The sequence below is a fragment of the Blastococcus sp. CT_GayMR16 genome, assembly GCF_004570875.1.
Taxonomy (GTDB): Bacteria; Actinomycetota; Actinomycetes; order Mycobacteriales; family Geodermatophilaceae; genus Blastococcus_B.
Genome location: NZ_SPQK01000009.1, coordinates 47700 through 62409, shown reverse-complemented (window position 1 = coordinate 62409; position 14710 = coordinate 47700). Strand labels below are relative to the sequence as shown.

16 protein-coding genes are annotated in these 14710 nt (G+C 72.5%); 11 read left to right on the top strand and 5 right to left on the bottom strand.

What is annotated here, in order from left to right:
• The first annotated feature begins 2 nt into the window (after positions 1 to 2).
• The 8 genes from E4P38_RS11830 to E4P38_RS11795 all read left to right on the top strand — a co-directional run bounded on the left by E4P38_RS11830 (position 3) and on the right by E4P38_RS11795 (position 5652).
• Positions 3 to 455, top strand: coding sequence for a chemotaxis protein CheW (locus E4P38_RS11830; RefSeq protein ID WP_135132012.1), 453 nt, complete (start codon positions 3 to 5; stop codon positions 453 to 455).
• Between the two features lie 174 nt (positions 456 to 629).
• On the top strand, positions 630 to 1511 hold the full coding sequence (locus E4P38_RS11825; protein WP_135132011.1) for a hypothetical protein: 882 nt from the start codon (positions 630 to 632) through the stop codon (positions 1509 to 1511).
• A gap of 424 nt (positions 1512 to 1935) precedes the next feature.
• Complete coding sequence (locus E4P38_RS11820) at positions 1936 to 3069, top strand: chemotaxis response regulator protein-glutamate methylesterase (RefSeq protein ID WP_135132010.1); 1134 nt, start codon at positions 1936 to 1938, stop codon at positions 3067 to 3069.
• Positions 3066 to 3890, top strand: coding sequence for a protein-glutamate O-methyltransferase CheR (locus E4P38_RS11815; RefSeq protein ID WP_135132009.1), 825 nt, complete (start codon positions 3066 to 3068; stop codon positions 3888 to 3890). The genes E4P38_RS11820 and E4P38_RS11815 overlap by 4 nt, the downstream gene beginning before the upstream one ends.
• 1 nt (position 3891) lies before the next feature.
• Positions 3892 to 4275 carry a response regulator gene (locus E4P38_RS11810; RefSeq protein WP_135132008.1) on the top strand — a complete coding sequence of 128 codons (384 nt, stop codon included), beginning with the start codon at positions 3892 to 3894 and terminating at the stop codon, positions 4273 to 4275.
• Positions 4272 to 4781, top strand: a complete 510-nt coding sequence (locus E4P38_RS11805; RefSeq protein ID WP_135132007.1) for a chemotaxis protein CheX — start codon at positions 4272 to 4274, stop codon at positions 4779 to 4781. Before E4P38_RS11810 ends, E4P38_RS11805 begins: the two co-directional genes overlap by 4 nt.
• Before the next feature lie 29 nt (positions 4782 to 4810).
• Positions 4811 to 5173: a response regulator gene (locus E4P38_RS11800; protein ID WP_135132006.1), complete on the top strand. Its 363-nt coding sequence runs from the start codon at positions 4811 to 4813 to the stop codon at positions 5171 to 5173.
• Entirely contained in the window at positions 5170 to 5652 is a 483-nt protein-coding gene (locus E4P38_RS11795) for a hypothetical protein (RefSeq protein WP_135132005.1), read from the top strand. The genes E4P38_RS11800 and E4P38_RS11795 overlap by 4 nt, the downstream gene beginning before the upstream one ends.
• A 387-nt stretch (positions 5653 to 6039) precedes the next feature.
• Here the strand turns inward: E4P38_RS11795 and E4P38_RS11790 are convergent, their stop codons facing one another.
• On the bottom strand, positions 6040 to 6498 hold the full coding sequence (locus tag E4P38_RS11790; RefSeq protein WP_135132004.1) for an ATP-binding protein: 459 nt from the start codon (positions 6496 to 6498) through the stop codon (positions 6040 to 6042).
• Positions 6499 to 6563: 65 nt separating this feature from the next.
• Positions 6564 to 8270 carry a SpoIIE family protein phosphatase gene (locus E4P38_RS11785; protein WP_245160965.1) on the bottom strand — a complete coding sequence of 569 codons (1707 nt, stop codon included), beginning with the start codon at positions 8268 to 8270 and terminating at the stop codon, positions 6564 to 6566.
• Positions 8271 to 8505: 235 nt separating this feature from the next.
• Here E4P38_RS11785 and E4P38_RS11780 point away from each other — a divergent pair, with 235 nt between their 5' ends.
• Both E4P38_RS11780 and E4P38_RS11775 read left to right on the top strand, forming a co-directional pair.
• Positions 8506 to 10278: a SpoIIE family protein phosphatase gene (locus tag E4P38_RS11780; RefSeq protein WP_135132003.1), complete on the top strand. Its 1773-nt coding sequence runs from the start codon at positions 8506 to 8508 to the stop codon at positions 10276 to 10278.
• A gap of 80 nt (positions 10279 to 10358) precedes the next feature.
• Entirely contained in the window at positions 10359 to 11711 is a 1353-nt protein-coding gene (locus E4P38_RS11775; RefSeq protein WP_135132002.1) for a transposase, read from the top strand.
• Positions 11712 to 11724: 13 nt separating this feature from the next.
• Here the strand turns inward: E4P38_RS11775 and E4P38_RS11770 are convergent, their stop codons facing one another.
• From E4P38_RS11770 to E4P38_RS11760, 3 genes are read right to left on the bottom strand one after another with little or no spacing between them, the layout of a single operon-like run.
• Entirely contained in the window at positions 11725 to 12474 is a 750-nt protein-coding gene (locus tag E4P38_RS11770) for a ZIP family zinc transporter (RefSeq protein ID WP_135132001.1), read from the bottom strand.
• Between the two features lie 12 nt (positions 12475 to 12486).
• Complete coding sequence (locus E4P38_RS23855; RefSeq protein ID WP_135132000.1) at positions 12487 to 13692, bottom strand: ATP-binding protein; 1206 nt, start codon at positions 13690 to 13692, stop codon at positions 12487 to 12489.
• 54 nt (positions 13693 to 13746) lie between these two features.
• Positions 13747 to 14217 carry a hypothetical protein gene (locus E4P38_RS11760; RefSeq protein ID WP_135131999.1) on the bottom strand — a complete coding sequence of 157 codons (471 nt, stop codon included), beginning with the start codon at positions 14215 to 14217 and terminating at the stop codon, positions 13747 to 13749.
• 116 nt (positions 14218 to 14333) lie between these two features.
• Here E4P38_RS11760 and E4P38_RS11755 point away from each other — a divergent pair, with 116 nt between their 5' ends.
• Complete coding sequence (locus E4P38_RS11755) at positions 14334 to 14702, top strand: phage holin family protein (RefSeq protein WP_135131998.1); 369 nt, start codon at positions 14334 to 14336, stop codon at positions 14700 to 14702.
• Positions 14703 to 14710 lie beyond the last annotated feature (8 nt).

Sequence of the window (14710 nt, the reverse complement as noted above, 5' to 3'; positions counted from 1 at the left end):
CCATGACCGCCCCGACCGACATCAAGGCGCCCGCCACCAGCGGGCAGCTGGCCACCTTCCGGCTGGACGGCGACCTCTACGGCATCGAGGTCGAGCACGTGCAGGAGGTGCTCCGCAGCCAGCAGCTGACCCGGGTACCGCTGGCACCCTCGGCCGTGGCCGGGCTGATCAACCTGCGCGGTCAGGTCGTCACCGCGATCGAGCTGCGCGAGCGGCTCGGCCGGCCGCCGCGCCCGGAGGGCACCGACGCCGTGGTCATCGTGGTGCGCCTGCACGGCGAGGCGGTCAGCCTGCTCGTCGACTCGATCGCCGACGTCGTCGACGTGGACGCCAAGGACTTCGAGGCCCCGCCGGACACCCTCGAGGGCCAGGCCCGCGACCTGATCCGCGGTGCCTACAAGCTGCACGGCCAGCTGCTCTTGGCGCTTGACGTCCAGAAGGCCGTCAGCGCCTGAGCAGTTACTGAGCGCAACCGTCTGATAACACAGGCAGACGGAACACGCGGCCGTCACTCCTTCGCCCTCCCGCGAAGGGGTGATGGCCGCTCTGCGTTGGTTCGCGTCCGGGGGCGATCCCCGCCACCATGGTCCGACCCACCTCGGGGGAGATCGTCGGTTGGAGGCGCTGCCGTGCCGTACTCACTGGTCAGTGCCGCCACGCTGGGTTTCGACCTGGTGCGGCTACCGGCAGGCCGATCGGTCGCCACGGTCCTGCTGGCGGGTCTGGGCGCCGACGCCCCCGCTCTCGCCTCCATCGCCGCCGTCCACCCCGGCCGCGGTCTGGCCCGCGGGGAGCGTGGCGGGCTCGCCATCCGCTCCCGCAAGGCCCGCGAGCTCGCCGCCGCCGTCCCCCACATGCGTGGCGTGGCCGCGGGTGCCGCGGCGGGCGACCGCACCGCCGTCCTCGTCGCCCAGCTCGAGCGCGGCACGATCGGCGACGCCCCCACCCTCGAGCGGCTGCTCCGGGACGACGTCCTGGGCCCCGAGCACATCGCCCGCGGCTTCCTCACCGAGGACGAGTGGGACGAGGCGGCCGACGTGCTCGCCGACGCGGCCCTCGGGCACTGGGCCGCCGGGGTGCTGCCCCCACTCGTCCGCCGGGAACTGACCGGCCCCTTCGACCGGGCACTGGACCGCGGCGCCGTCGCGGGCCCGCCCGTCGACGACGCCCTCACCGAGCTGCTCGACGCCGTGCGCGCGCTGGACGCCCCCGGACGGGCCGCCTGGCGGGCCGCCGTGGACGAGGGCCGGGCCGACCATCGGCCCTGGGCCACCGCGATGCACGAGGCCTCCTGGGCCGGTCACGTGTCCGGGCGCACCCGCACCCTGGCCGCCGCCCAGCTGCACGCCGTCCAGGCGTTCCTCGACGGCGGATTCGACCTGCACGACGGCGCCGCCGGCGTCTGGAACGCCCTCGCCGGGTGCGTCCAGGGGACGGTCGTGGCGGACATGCTCGACGAGGCGTCGCTGGCCGCCCTGCAGGCACCGTGGACGCGGGTCCGCGGCCGCTGAGCCCTGGCTCACCGTCGTCCTGACGGCCGACGTCGGACCGTCCCGCTCATTCTGCGGCGTCCGAGCCGCGACGTCACCGCACCCGGCTCGTCGCCGTCCGCTCCCCCACAGGGTTGCCCGCGCGGGTCGAATCCGCAGGTCCAGAGCCTTCCGGACTCCTCGTCGACAAATGTCGACAAATGCCCGAACTGACTTTCTCTGCGCCATTCTGATCGGTCACCGATGAATCGCGTAACGAATCCGCGGTAGCGGTTCAGTTCCGCATCGCGTGGCCCGACAATTCCTGCGAGAGGCAATACCGCCGACCGGCTCCCGCCGGCCGCGCGGTACGCGGTGCCCGGCCCCGCTCAAGGGCCGCGGCCTCCTGCCGATACAGAGACGACAGCCTGCTGGGCTGACCCAGCAGGGATGCAGGAGGACACGCGTGAACCCGATCAGGGTGATGGTCGTCGACGATTCCGTCGTCGTCCGCAAGATCGTGACCGACGTGCTGTCCGCAGACCCCGACATCGAGGTCGTGGGTACCGCCGTCAACGGCAAGGTCGCCGTGGCCAAGCTCGAGCAGCTCAAGCCCGACCTGGTCACCATGGACATCGAGATGCCGGAGATGAACGGCATCGAGGCTGTCCGCGCGATCCGTGGCGGCCAGGGCGGGCGGGAGTACAGCCGCCTGCCGATCATCATGTTCAGCACGCTCACCGAGCGCGGCGCGTCCGCGACCCTCGACGCCCTCTCCGCGGGCGCCAACGAGTACGTCACGAAGCCGGCCAACGTCGGCAGCGTGGGTCAGTCGATGGAGAGTGTCCGCGAGCAGCTGATCCCCAAGATCAAGGCGCTCACCGGACGCCCGGTCACCGCCGGCCCCGTCCGCGCCGCGGCGCCGGCGCCGCTGCCCCCCGTAGCCCCCCGCACCGGCCCGGGCAAGAAGCCCGCCGTCCTCGTCATCGGCTCCTCCACCGGCGGACCCGAGGCGCTCGCCCGGGTGCTCCCGCTCCTCCCGGCCACCCTCCCCGTGCCGGTGCTCCTCGTGCAGCACATGCCCCCCGTCTTCACCCGCCAGTTCGCCCAGCGGCTGGACCGGCTGAGCCCGATACGCGTGGTCGAGGCCGCCGACGGCAGCCCGCTCATCCCGGGCACGGCCCACCTGGCGCCCGGTGACCACCACCTCGTCGTCCGCACGCACGGCCGCGCTCCCAACGCCAACCTGCAGACCGGGCTCAACCAGGGGCCGCCGGAGAACTTCTGCCGGCCCGCCGTCGACCCGCTCTTCCGGTCGGTGGTGACCGCCTACGACGGCGCCGTCCTGGCCGTCGTCCTGACCGGCATGGGATCGGACGGGCGCAACGGCGCTGCCGAGGTCCGGGCCGCCGGGGGCACGGTCATCGTCCAGGACCAGGCCAGTTCGGTCGTCTGGGGCATGCCCGGCGCGATCGCCCAGGCCGGCTTGGCCGACGAGATCCTCCCGCTGGACCGCATCCCCGAGGCGATCCTGCGTCACCTGGCCGGGGTCTCACCCGCCCGCTCGGCGGCCGCAATCCTGTCCGGAGGTGTCCGATGACGCTGACCACCACCAGCTTCGACTGGGTCCGCGCGCTCGTGCACAAGGAGAGCGCGATCGTGCTCCAGCCGGGCAAGGAGTACCTGGTCGAGGCGCGATTGCTCCCCATCGCACGCCAGCGCGGGCTCGCCGACGTCTCGGCGTTCGTGGAGTCCGTGCGGTCCCGCCCCGACACCGACAGCATGCGCTGCATCGTCGAGGCCCTGACGACCAACGAGACCTCCTGGTTCCGCGACGGCGACCCGTTCACGGCCCTGACCTCCACGGTCATGCCCGCCCTGCTGGCGGCGCGGGGCCCGAGCGAGCGCCTGCAGATCTGGTCGGCTGCCTGCTCCAGCGGGCAGGAGGCGTACACGATCGCGATGCTGCTCGAGGACTCGATGCCGAACGCGACGACCCGCGTCTCGATCACGGCGACCGACCTGTCGCGCGAGATGGTCGCGCGCACCAAGGCCGGCCGGTTCAGCCAACTCGAGGTCAACCGCGGCCTGCCCGCACCCATGCTCGTCCGGCACTTCACGCGGGCGGGGAACGAGTGGGAGGTGGCCGCGCCGCTGCGCCGGATGGTGACGGCGACCGAGTGCAACCTCGCGGCCCCGTTGCCGCGGATGGGCCCGTTCGACGTGGTCTACCTGCGCAACGTCCTCATCTACTTCGACCTGCCGACCAAGCAGGTGATCCTCCGCCGGGTGCGTGAGCTCATGCGCCCCGACGGCTGGCTGTTCCTCGGTGCGGCAGAGACGACGCTCGGGGTGGACGACACATGGGAGCGGGTCGTCGTCGGCCGCAGCTCCGCCTACCGCCCGAAAAAGGGGAACTGACGTGCGCGCTCTGGTAATCGACGATTCACGCGTCATGCGACGGATCGTCTCCGGGATCCTCGAGGATCTCGGCTACGAGGTACAGCAGGCCGGTCACGGCCGCGAGGGACTCGATGTCATGGACGGAGGCTGGGTCCCCGACCTGGCCTGCGTCGACTGGAACATGCCGGTGATGGACGGGCTGCAGTTCGTCTCCGCCGTCCGCTCCAACCCGGCCTGGCGGCAGCTGACGATCATGATGGTCACCTCCGAGAGCGAGCACGGCCAGATCGTGCGGGCCCTGGCCGCCGGCGCCCACGAATACATGATCAAGCCGTTCACCGCCGACGCCTTCCGCGACAAGCTCGCGCTGCTCGGCATGCTCCCCCAGGAGGCAGTTCTGTGACCGAGCTCCAGGACACCGGGTTGCGTCGCCGCGCCGACGACGCCGCCCCGTCCATCACCGACCTGATTGACGAGGAGACCGTCCAGAGCATCGCCCAGGAGGCCTGGTCGGCCCTGGTCGGGGAGGACGAGTTCCTCGTCCCGCTGCCGGGCGACCTCCCGGAGGACGCCGTCAGCTCGTGGGTCGACGTCCGTGGTCCGTGGAACGGCACCGTGGTGATCACCACCGGGCGGTCGACCGCCGAGCAGCTCTCCCGGGAACTGCTCAAGGAGCACGCTCCGCCGGTGCTCGACGAGGAGGACATCGAGGACGGCCTCGGCGAGCTCGCCAACGTCGTGGGCGGCAACGTCAAGGCGGTCCTCCCCGGACCGTCCGCCCTCGGCCTGCCCGTGGTGGGGGATGCCCCCGTCGCCGGCCCCGACACCTGCCGCGTCGACCTCCTGTGGCGCGGCCAGTCTCTGACCATCTCCGTGCAGGGCACCGCCGGCGCCCTGCTCGACCAGTAACGAACCAGCAGAAGAACAGAGGTGCCATTGTGAAGATCCTGGTCGCCGACGACAGCCGCGTGATGCGGCAGATCGTCATCCGCACCCTCCGTCAGGCCGGCTACGACGACCACGACATCGTCGAGGCCGAGGACGGCGCCGACGCGCTGGCCAAGGTGTCGTCGGAGAAGCCGGACCTGGTCCTGTCGGACTGGAACATGCCGAACATGACCGGCATCGAGTGCCTGGTGGCCATGCGGGCCTCCGGCTCGGCCGTGCCCTTCGGCTTCGTCACCTCGGAGGGCTCGCCGGAGATGCGGGAGAAGGCGGCGAACGCCGGCGCACTCTTCCTCATCGCCAAGCCGTTCACCGCCGACACGTTCAACGAGCACCTGGACGGGGTGATCGCATGAGCACCGTGCTGCTGCCGGCTGCCAAGGACGTCCGCGAGATGCTCGAGGGTCTCGTCGGCCGCACGGTCGTCGTCTCCCCCGGTGCGCCGGTCACGCCGTCGCCGGACCGGCCCGTCGCCGTTGCCGTCTACGTGGCGCCCGACATGTCGGTGAACGCGCTGTGCCTGATGGACCTCGGTGCGTCGGCGTACACCGCCGGTGGCCTGGCCCTGCTGCCCCCCGGCGGCTGCCAGGACGCGGTGGAGGAGGACGGCGAGCTGAGCCCGATGCTCGTCGAGGCCCTGCACGAGGTCGTCAACGTGATCTCGGCGCTGTTCAACACCCCGGGTGCCCCGCACTCGAAGCTCCACAAGCTGTACGCGCCGGGCGAAGAGGTCGCCGGGGACCTGGCGGGCATGCTCGCCGGCTTCAACCGCATCGACCTCGACCTCGACGTGCAGGGCTACGGCAAGGGATCGCTCTCCCTCGTCCTGCCCTAACTCTGTCGTCCTCCGGACGACACCGCGGCCAGGAGCCGTTCCCCTCCTGAGCTGAGCACCACCGTCACGACATCCCGGAGACCCTTCGGGCCTCCACTCGTCGCGACAGAACTACGGCCAGGAGCCGTTCCCCTGCTGAGCTGAGCACCATCGTCACGACATCCAGGAGACCCTTCGGGCCTCCACTCGTCGCGACAGCACTCAGGGAACGACAGACACCCCGGGGCGGCGCTGGAACTTCGGTTCCCGCCGCCCCGGGCGCAATGTCATGGTCGTCCTACCGGACGACAGCGCGGCCAGGAGACGTTCCCCTCTGCGCTGAGCACCACCGTCGTCCCTATGCGGACCCCTCCGGGGCCCACTCGGGACGAGCGAAACCGGCGCCTGCTAGGCCAGGGCGGGCTCGCGGTCGTCGACCGTGGTCGGCAGGCAGGCCCAGACGTGCTTGTGGCCGCCGTCGACGTACCAGCCGTGCGCCACGGACATCCGGGCGACGAGGTGCAGACCCATCCCGCCCTTGGCGGGATCACGGTCCACGGCCGGGGCGGGCATCGTCTCGGCCGCGCGGTCGCTGACGTCGAGCAGCCATCCGCCACTTCCGGCCACGACCGTCGCGACGACGGGGGACGCCCCGTGCCGCAGCGCGTTGGACGCGAGTTCGTCGAAGGCCAGGATCAGGCTCTCGCCCGCGGTGTTGTCCCCGTCCGGCTGGAACCCCACGCCACCGAGGCGATCGCGGAGTCCGGCTCGGGCTGCAGGCAGTTCGGCGACCGCGCCGAGATCCCAGCGCCACACCTCGCCCCGGCCGTCCGGTAGCGGGCGCAGTGGCCACGCAAGCCGTCCCATGGTCGTCGTCGCCCCCCGATTCGCCGGAATTCCGCCACACCGGGGTTGCCCAGTCAGGCCGCGGGTCAACCGTGACCCAGGCCGCTTCCTGACTCTTGGGGGTAATTCGGCTCGAGATCGGCCAGTCGGACGGCGACGATGGCGACGTCGTCCTGGGGTGTGCCCTGCACCATGCGCTCGAGGAGCGCGTCGCAGAAGTCCTCGAGCGGCTCACCGGCCAGCGTGCCGAGATGCTCGACGAGTCGGGCCATCCCCTCGTCCAGGGTGCTTCCGCGCCGCTCGATCAGTCCGTCGGTGTAGAGCAGGACGGTGGCGCCCGGCAGGACGTCGATCACCGACTCCGGGCGCTCGGCGGAGCAGTCCACCCCGAGCATCAGGTCGCCGATCGGGCCGCCGAGGACGGTGGCGGAGCCGTCCGGGGCGACCAGGATCGGCGGCGGGTGACCGGCATTGGCCCAGCGGAGCCGACGGGAGCTCCCGTCCTTCACGGCGGGCTCGAGCTGGGCGACGGCCGCCGTTGCGAGTGTGTCGGTGTGCATGTCCGCGATGGCCTCGTCCAGGCCACGGAGCACCTCGGCCGGGCCGGCCCCGCTGTAGTGGGCGATCCCCCGGAGCAGCGCCCGCAGCTGGCCCATCGCCGCCGCGGCCGCGGTGTCGTGGCCCACGACGTCGCCGATGACGAGAACGGGCGTCCCGTCGCGATGCCGGAAGGCGTCGTACCAGTCGCCCCCCACGCGGGCGGCCTCGGCGGCAGGGACGTACCGCACCACGATCTCTGCCGCCCCCGTCGCCGGCGGATCGGTGAGCAGGCTGCGCTGGAGCGCCTCGGCCAGCTGCGCCTGCTGACTCTGCCGGTGCACCCGGACGACGGCCCGGCCTGCCTCGGCGGCGACCTGGTGGGCGGTCTGCAGGTCCTCCTCGCTGAGGGTGCGCCCCGCATCGAGATACAGGGTGAGGACGCCGACCGTGCGCGCCTCGGCCGTCAGCGGCAGCACCACGGCCGTCGCCGGGTGGAGGGCCACGAGCAGGTCCCGCGACGGGCCGGGCCGCATGAGGCGCAGGACGGCGTCCACCGGCTGCGTCACCGACGTCCCGGCGTGCAGCGCCTGTGCCACGGGGGATGCGGTGGGCAGCGAGTCCATCCGAACGAGCGTGTACCGCTGCATGAGCGGCCGCCGGTCGGGGTCCGCGTGCCAGGACCCGACGTCGCGGGCGCGGCCCTCGCGGTCGATGACGGTGACGATGCAGCCGTCGGTCAGGACCGGCACGACCAGCTGGGCAAGCCGGCTGAGGGCCGCCTCGGTGTCCACCTCCCCGGCGAGCTCTGCGCTGACATGGGAGAGCAGGGCGGTCCGCGCGGTGGCGCGGCGCACCCTGTCCTCGGCGGCTCGCCGGTCGGTGGCGTCGAGGACGTAGACGGCGAGGCCGTCGGGCCCCGGCCACACGCGCACCTCGACCCAGCCCTCCGGCGATCCGTGGGGGGCGGTCTCGAAGGACATCGCCCGTCCCGTGGCGACGGCGGCCCGGCAGTTCTCCTCGACGAGGCTGCCGGAGAGGTGGGGGAACGCGGTCCACAGCGATTCGCCGACGACCTCGTCGCGGGCGCGGTTCATCAGCCGTTCGGCCTCGGCGTTGACGTAGCGGAAGCGCCACTCGGTGTCGAGCAGGCAGAAGGCTGCGGGCATCGCCTCGAGGAACCCCACCAGGTCGGCGCTGTGGAGCTCGCCCCGCGGGGCGGGGATGCTGCCCAGGCACCGATCGATCTCGCCCACTGCGATGCCCCCACGTCCGGCCGTCCGCGCTGGTGGCCCCGCTGCTGGAGCGTCCGCGCCGACCGAGCGGAACCGGGCGGTCACGGACACGGCGATTCTGTCGATCCCACCGGCCGCTGCCAAGGAGTCACGGAGCGGCCGCGTCGCGAGTCCGCCCCCCGCGAACGGGTGACCTTGCGTTCACGATCGGTCAGGGCTCCCGGCGGGGCGGTGCTGATGGGGCAGAGTGATCGACATGACCGGGGACGACGCGGCTCCGCTGCCCGCCGACCTGCTGCTGCAGGCCGTCGAGGGCATGGAGCGGCCGCTGTTCGTCCTCGACGACGACTGGCGGTTCAGCTACATGAACCCCGCCGGCGCGGCGCTGCTGGACCGGACGGTCGACGCACTGGTCGGCCGGGAGATCTGGGCGGAGTTCCCCGAGGCGGTCGACAGCCCCTTCGAGCTGAACTACCGGCGCGTGGCCGCGACGGGTGAGCCGGCCAGCTTCGAGGCCTGGTTCGACCCGCTGCAGATCTGGTTCCAGGTGGACGCCTTCCGCACCGACGGGGGGTTGGTGGTCACCTACGACGACGTCACCCAACGGCGCCGCACCGAGGAGGAGCGCGCGGCGGCGGTCGCCGAACGCGAGGCGGCGGCCGCCGCGGCCGCGGACGCCGCCGCCCGGGCGGAGGAGGCCGGGCGACATCTGATGCTCCTCGGCGACATCAACCTGGCGATGACCTCGACGATCGACACCGACGAGGCGGTCGACCGCTTCGCGCACCTCGTCGTCCCGCTGCTCACCGACTGGTGCCTGGTCAGCGTGGTGGATCCCGACGGCACCCGGCGCGACGTCGGCCGCGCGCACCGCGACCCGGCGTTGGCCGGCGCCATGCACCGGTACGCCGACCTCCGGGTCGCGACGAATCTCGCCACCGCGCCCGTGCCTCAACTGCTGCGCAATCAGCGCCCGGTGATCATCCCCGACTTCACGCCCGAGCACGCCGCGGTGATGGTGGCCAGCGCCGAGGCCCGCAAGGCCCTCGAACCGCTGCGACCCACGGCCATCGCGGCCTTTCCGCTCATCGCCCGGGGTGAGGTCTTCGGCGCGCTCACCCTGGTCAACGGGCCGGAGCGGGGTCCGCACACCGCCTCCGAGCTCCGGACCGCGGAGATCGCCTCCCGGCGCGCGGCGCTCGCCCTGGACAACGCCCGGCTCGCCTCGGCCAGCCAGCAGGTGGCCGAGCGGCTCCAGCTGAGCCTGCTCTCCCCGCCGGTCCAGCCCGACCAGCTGGAGCTCGCCGTCCGCTACCGGCCGGCCACGCAGGGGGTGTCGATCGGCGGGGACTGGTACGACGCCTTCCTGCAGCCCGACGGCGACACCGTCCTCGTCATCGGGGACGTGATGGGCCACGACATCGAGGCCGCCGCCGCCATGGGCCAGGTCAAGACGCTGGTGCGGGGGATCGCCTTCGACCGGCTGGAGGAGCCGGCCGAGGTACTGCGTCGCGTCGACCACGCGCTCGTCGGACTCGCCGTGCCCGCGATGGCGACCGCCCTCGTGTGCCGCGTGGAGCAGGATCCGGCCGATCGCGCCCACGGCCTGCGGCGGCTCCGCTGGGCCTCGGCCGGCCATCCGGACCCGATGCTGCTGCTGGCCGACGGCACCGTCGGTGACCTCTCCGCGCCGATCGGCCCGCCGCTGGGCATCGGCTGGCTCGGCCGCCGACTCGACGGCATGGCCACGCTGCCGGAGGACAGCACGCTGCTGCTGTTCACCGACGGGCTGTTCGAGCGGCGCGGCGTCCCGCTGGACGAGGGCCGTGCGCAGGTCCGCGAGATCCTCGAGCGCTCGGCAGATCTCCCGCTCGACGCCCTCTGCGACCGTCTCCTCGCCGAGATGCTGGGAGAGGGCGTCGAGGACGACGTGGCGGTGCTCGCCGTCCGGGCGCATCCCGTGCACGAGGACCGCCCGGTCGAGGCCGGCCCGGTGCGCGTGCCGCCCGCCGTCCCCCGCCCCGTCTGAGGGGTCGGTAGCGTGGCGCAGCGTTGAACTTCTCGGATCTTGCTGTGGGGTGATGGCACCCGATCCGAGGAGTCATCGCCGTGCCGCTCACTACCCTTGCCTTGACCGCGGAGCTGCCCGAGCTCGGTGAGTCGCTGGCCTGGTCGCAGCTGGAGGCGTGGGCGGTGGCGATGCGCGAGGAGCTGCCCGCAGCGGCGCTGGCGGCCGCCCTGGAAGACCTGCAGGACCGGCTGATCGACCAGGTCTGCGGCCCCAAATGGCTGCCGGTGCGGGATCTGCCGGCGCCGTTCGGCTGTCCCGGCTGCGGGGTGATGGACGACTTCGCCCGCAAGGGCAAACGCACCCGACTGCGCCGGTTCGATACCGCGGCCGGCATCGTGCAGATCCGGCTGGCCAACGTGGGCTGCCGCTCGTGTGGCCGGGTGTTCGCCCCGCTGCTGCTGATGCTGGATCTGTCGGGCAAGCGGCGCACCGACCGGCTGATGATCGAGCTGGCCGAGCTGGCCAGCCAGATGTCCTTCGCCCGGGCCGGTGCGGTCGCCGCCTCCTTCGGGGTGCCCGGTTCGGCCGGGCGGGCGCACTCGGCGGTGGCCGACCTGGCGCCGCTGCTGGACGGGGTTGGGCGGCCGGAGGTGCCCGGCGCCCCGACCGGTGCCGATGTGGTGATCCTCGATGGCACCGGGATGCGCGCCGGCCGGCGGCGGCTGGGCGTGGACTGCAACCTCGCCCTGGGCCTGACCAGCAGGGGTGGCCCGCGGCGCCGCCGGTCGGCCGGAACGGTGCTGCTGGGCCTGACCCTGCAGCAGCCGTGGTCGGCGATGGCCGCCCAGCTGCGCGCCCTCGACGCGCCCGCGGTCGTGGTCGTCGACGGCGAGATCGCGATCACCACACTGGCCGAGACGGTCTGGCCCGACGTGCCGATCCAGCGCTGCTGGTGGCACCTGCCCCGGGCGCTGCGCTGGGCGCTGTATGCCGACAAGGCCCCCCACCCGTGGTCGAATGCCAAGCGCACCGAGTTGGTTGCCCTGCTGCGCCGGGTCGCCCGGGAACACCTCACCCACGGCCAGGCGCTGGCCGCCTACGACGCCTTCACCGCCACGATCACCGCCGAGGGCCACCACGCCGCCGGAGAGGTGCTCACCGGCGCCCGCGAGCAGGTCTTCACCTGCCTGCGCCCCGTGCTCCGGGCCCGCCTCGCCCACCTCGGCGGACCCGAGCTGGGCTCCGGCGTCCTCGAGCGGGTGATGCGCGAACTCAACGCCCGCACCGACATCGGCGGCAGCCGCTGGTCCGTCGACGGCCTGCGCGACCTCATCACGGTGCAGCTGGCCCGGATGACCAACCACCCGGCCTGGACCACACTGCGTCAGTCCCTACGACCACCCAACGCCATCGCCTTCAACATCACCACGGCGAAGTTCAACGCTGGCTGACGCTACCGAGGGGTCAGGCCAGGCTGATCGCGAAGGCGGTCAGGAACCCGACGGTCGTGATGAGACCGGTCCAGGCGTGCGTGTTCTCGAACGCCTCCGGGATCATGGTGTCGGCGATCATCGTGAGGATCGCGCCCGCGGCGACCGCTGTGATCACCGCCTCGAGCTGCGGAGACGCGTCGCCCAGGAGGACGTAGCCGAGCAGCGCCGCCAGCCCGCTGGCCGCGGCGATCCCGCCCCAGACGCCGAAGACGTACCGGGCCGAGCGCCCGCTGCGCTTCATCCCGGCCGCGCTCGAGAGCCCCTCGGGGACGTTGGAGATGAAGACGGCGGCGAGCACCGACAGGCTCACCGACCCGCCGCCGATCAGGCCGAGGCCCAGCACCACGGACTCGGGGACGCCGTCCAGCAGCGCCCCGATCGCGATGGCGGCACCGCTGCCCGCCTGCTCGTCCTCCGACGGCTGCTGGTTCCCCGACCGCTTCCGGTGCCGGGCGCCCCGGCGGGCGAGCGTCAGGTTCGCGGCCAGGTACACCACCGCGCCGCCGAGGAAGCCGAGCGCGGTGGCGGCGAGGCCGCCGGTCCGCGCGGCCTCCTCCATCAGGTCGAAGGCGACGGCGGAGATCAGCACGCCGGAGCCGAAGGCCATCACCGACGCCACCACCTTGGGCGGGACAGGGGTGAACCAGGCGATCAGCGCGCCGATGACCAGCGCGCCGCCGCCGAGCAGCCCCCAGAGCCCGGCCTCGAGCCAGGTCGGCATGACGCTCCTCGCCTAGTCGGGGTGGCGCAGCAGGTACCGGCCGAAATGGGGGACGGTGAACGCGATCGAGCCGCGCTCGGCCGAGTACACCAGGCCCTTCTTGATCAGCGAGTCCCGGGCGGGGGAGAGCGAGGCGGGCTTGCGCCCGAGGGAGACGGCCACCTCCGAGGTGGCGACCGCGGCGCCGCTGGGCCCGCCGAGGTCGGCCATCGCGTGCATGTACTCGCGCTCGGCCGGCGTTGCGCGGTCGTAGCGGGAGCCGAAGAACCCGACCGCGAGCTCCGCCTCGGCGACGGGGGCGGCCATCGCGACGTCCTCGGCGGTGATGGGTGAGGAGGCCGCGAGATCCCAGGTGACCTTTCCGTAGGCCTGGACGAAGTAGGGGTAGCCGTCGGCCGCCGCGTACAGGGCGTCCAGCGCTGCCGGCTCGAACGCGACGTCCTCGCGGGCGGCCGGGGCCAGCAGCGCGTGGTCGGCGGCCTCCCGGTCGAGGCGGTCGATCCGCAGGTAGCGGAAGAGGCGCTCCGAGTAGCTCTTGGAGGCGCTCAGGACGGCGGGCAGGTGGGGGAGGCCCGCGCCGACGACGATCAGCGGCGCGCCCTGCTGGGAGAGCTCGTGGCAGGCGGCGCAGATCGCCGAGACGTCGTCGGGCTGCACGTCCTGCATCTCGTCGATGAACAGCGCGATGCCGCTGCCGATGTCGGCCGCCACGCCCGCGGCGTCGCTGAGCAGTTCGACGAGGTCGATCTCCATGTCGCCGGAGTCGCCCCGCCCGGTCGCCGCGGGGACGTCGATGCCCGGCTGCCACCGGTCGCGCACCTTCGCGGGGGACCCAGAAGGGCCGCCTGCCTCCCGCAGCGCGAACGCCTTCAGGACGCCAAGGACCTCCTCGATCGACTCCTGGTCCTTGTGCCGCGGTCCCAGCTCGCGCAGCGCCATGTGCAGGGCCGAGGACACCGGACGGCGCAGCGACTGGTCCGGCCGCGCCTCGATCTTGCCGGTGCCCCAGCCGCGGGAGATCGCGGCCGAGCGGAGCTGGTTGAGCAGCACCGTCTTCCCGACCCCGCGCAGCCCGGTGAGCACCAGGGACCGTTCCGGCCGCCCGTACGCGATCCGCTCCAGGACGACGTCGAACGCCGACAGCTCGGCGTCCCGACCGGCCAGTTCGGGTGGGCGCTGTCCGGCGCCCGGGGCGTACGGGTTCCGCACGGGATCCATGTCGAGCACCGTATGGGGTCGTCTAGCAAGGGCCGTAGACATCGGTAGAACGACCTAGCGCGTGTCGCGACGGTCAGCCCACGCCGGTAGGCCACCGTCCAGCCACATGCGGATCGCAACGGACTGCCCCTCCATCGTCGCGGAGAACGACCCGAGGAACGGCGCCTCGGTCACATCGAGCCGATGCCGCTCGCCGTCGGTGAGCCGTAACCACACGGCCCAGCCCCGCCCGGAGCCGCCTGCTCGATCGATCTCGACGTCCTCGATCTCATCGCGGGCGAAGGTGCGGGTGGACCAGTGGTTGCGCACCGTGAGCAGCCCGCCATGGGTACCGATCACGCTCATCATCAGCATCCGGCCGACGACGGCGGCCACGAGGAGCGCGATGACCAGGCCCGGTGCCAGGACCTCGTCCGCAGGCGGCGAGACGAGGAGCACCGACAGCCAGCCGACGAGGAACACCGGACCCAGGACCCTCGCCCAGCCCGGCGGCCGGATGTCCAGCGGCTCGTCCGTCCTCGTCACGACGGCATTCTGCGAGCGTCGTCCGGCATCTGCCAACGTCCAGGGCGGACGCCGGACACCTGCAGGAAGCGGCCAGATCCCCCATCGGGATGCCGCGCACCGCTAGCGTCGCCGGCGTGATCAAGTTCGCGCTCAAGGTGGTCATCCTCGCGGCGGCATTCTTCGTGATGTCGAAGTACGTCCTCGACGGGCTCACGGTGGAGGAGAACCCTGGCGGGCCGTTGGGCATCTACGGCACCTACCTCTGGATCGGGCTGATCTTCGGGGTCGTCAACGCGATCGTGGGCCCGGTCCTCCGGCTGCTCTCGTTGCCGTTCGTCGTCCTGACGCTGGGCCTGTTCCTGCTGATCATCAACGCCGCCCTGCTGGGTCTCACGGCTCTGATCACCGATCGGCTGGACGTGGACGGCTTCGGCACCGCACTCCTCGGCGGCCTGATCCTGGCCCTCGTCGGCTGGGCCGCCGACCAGTTGCTCGACCGCTGATCGCGCAG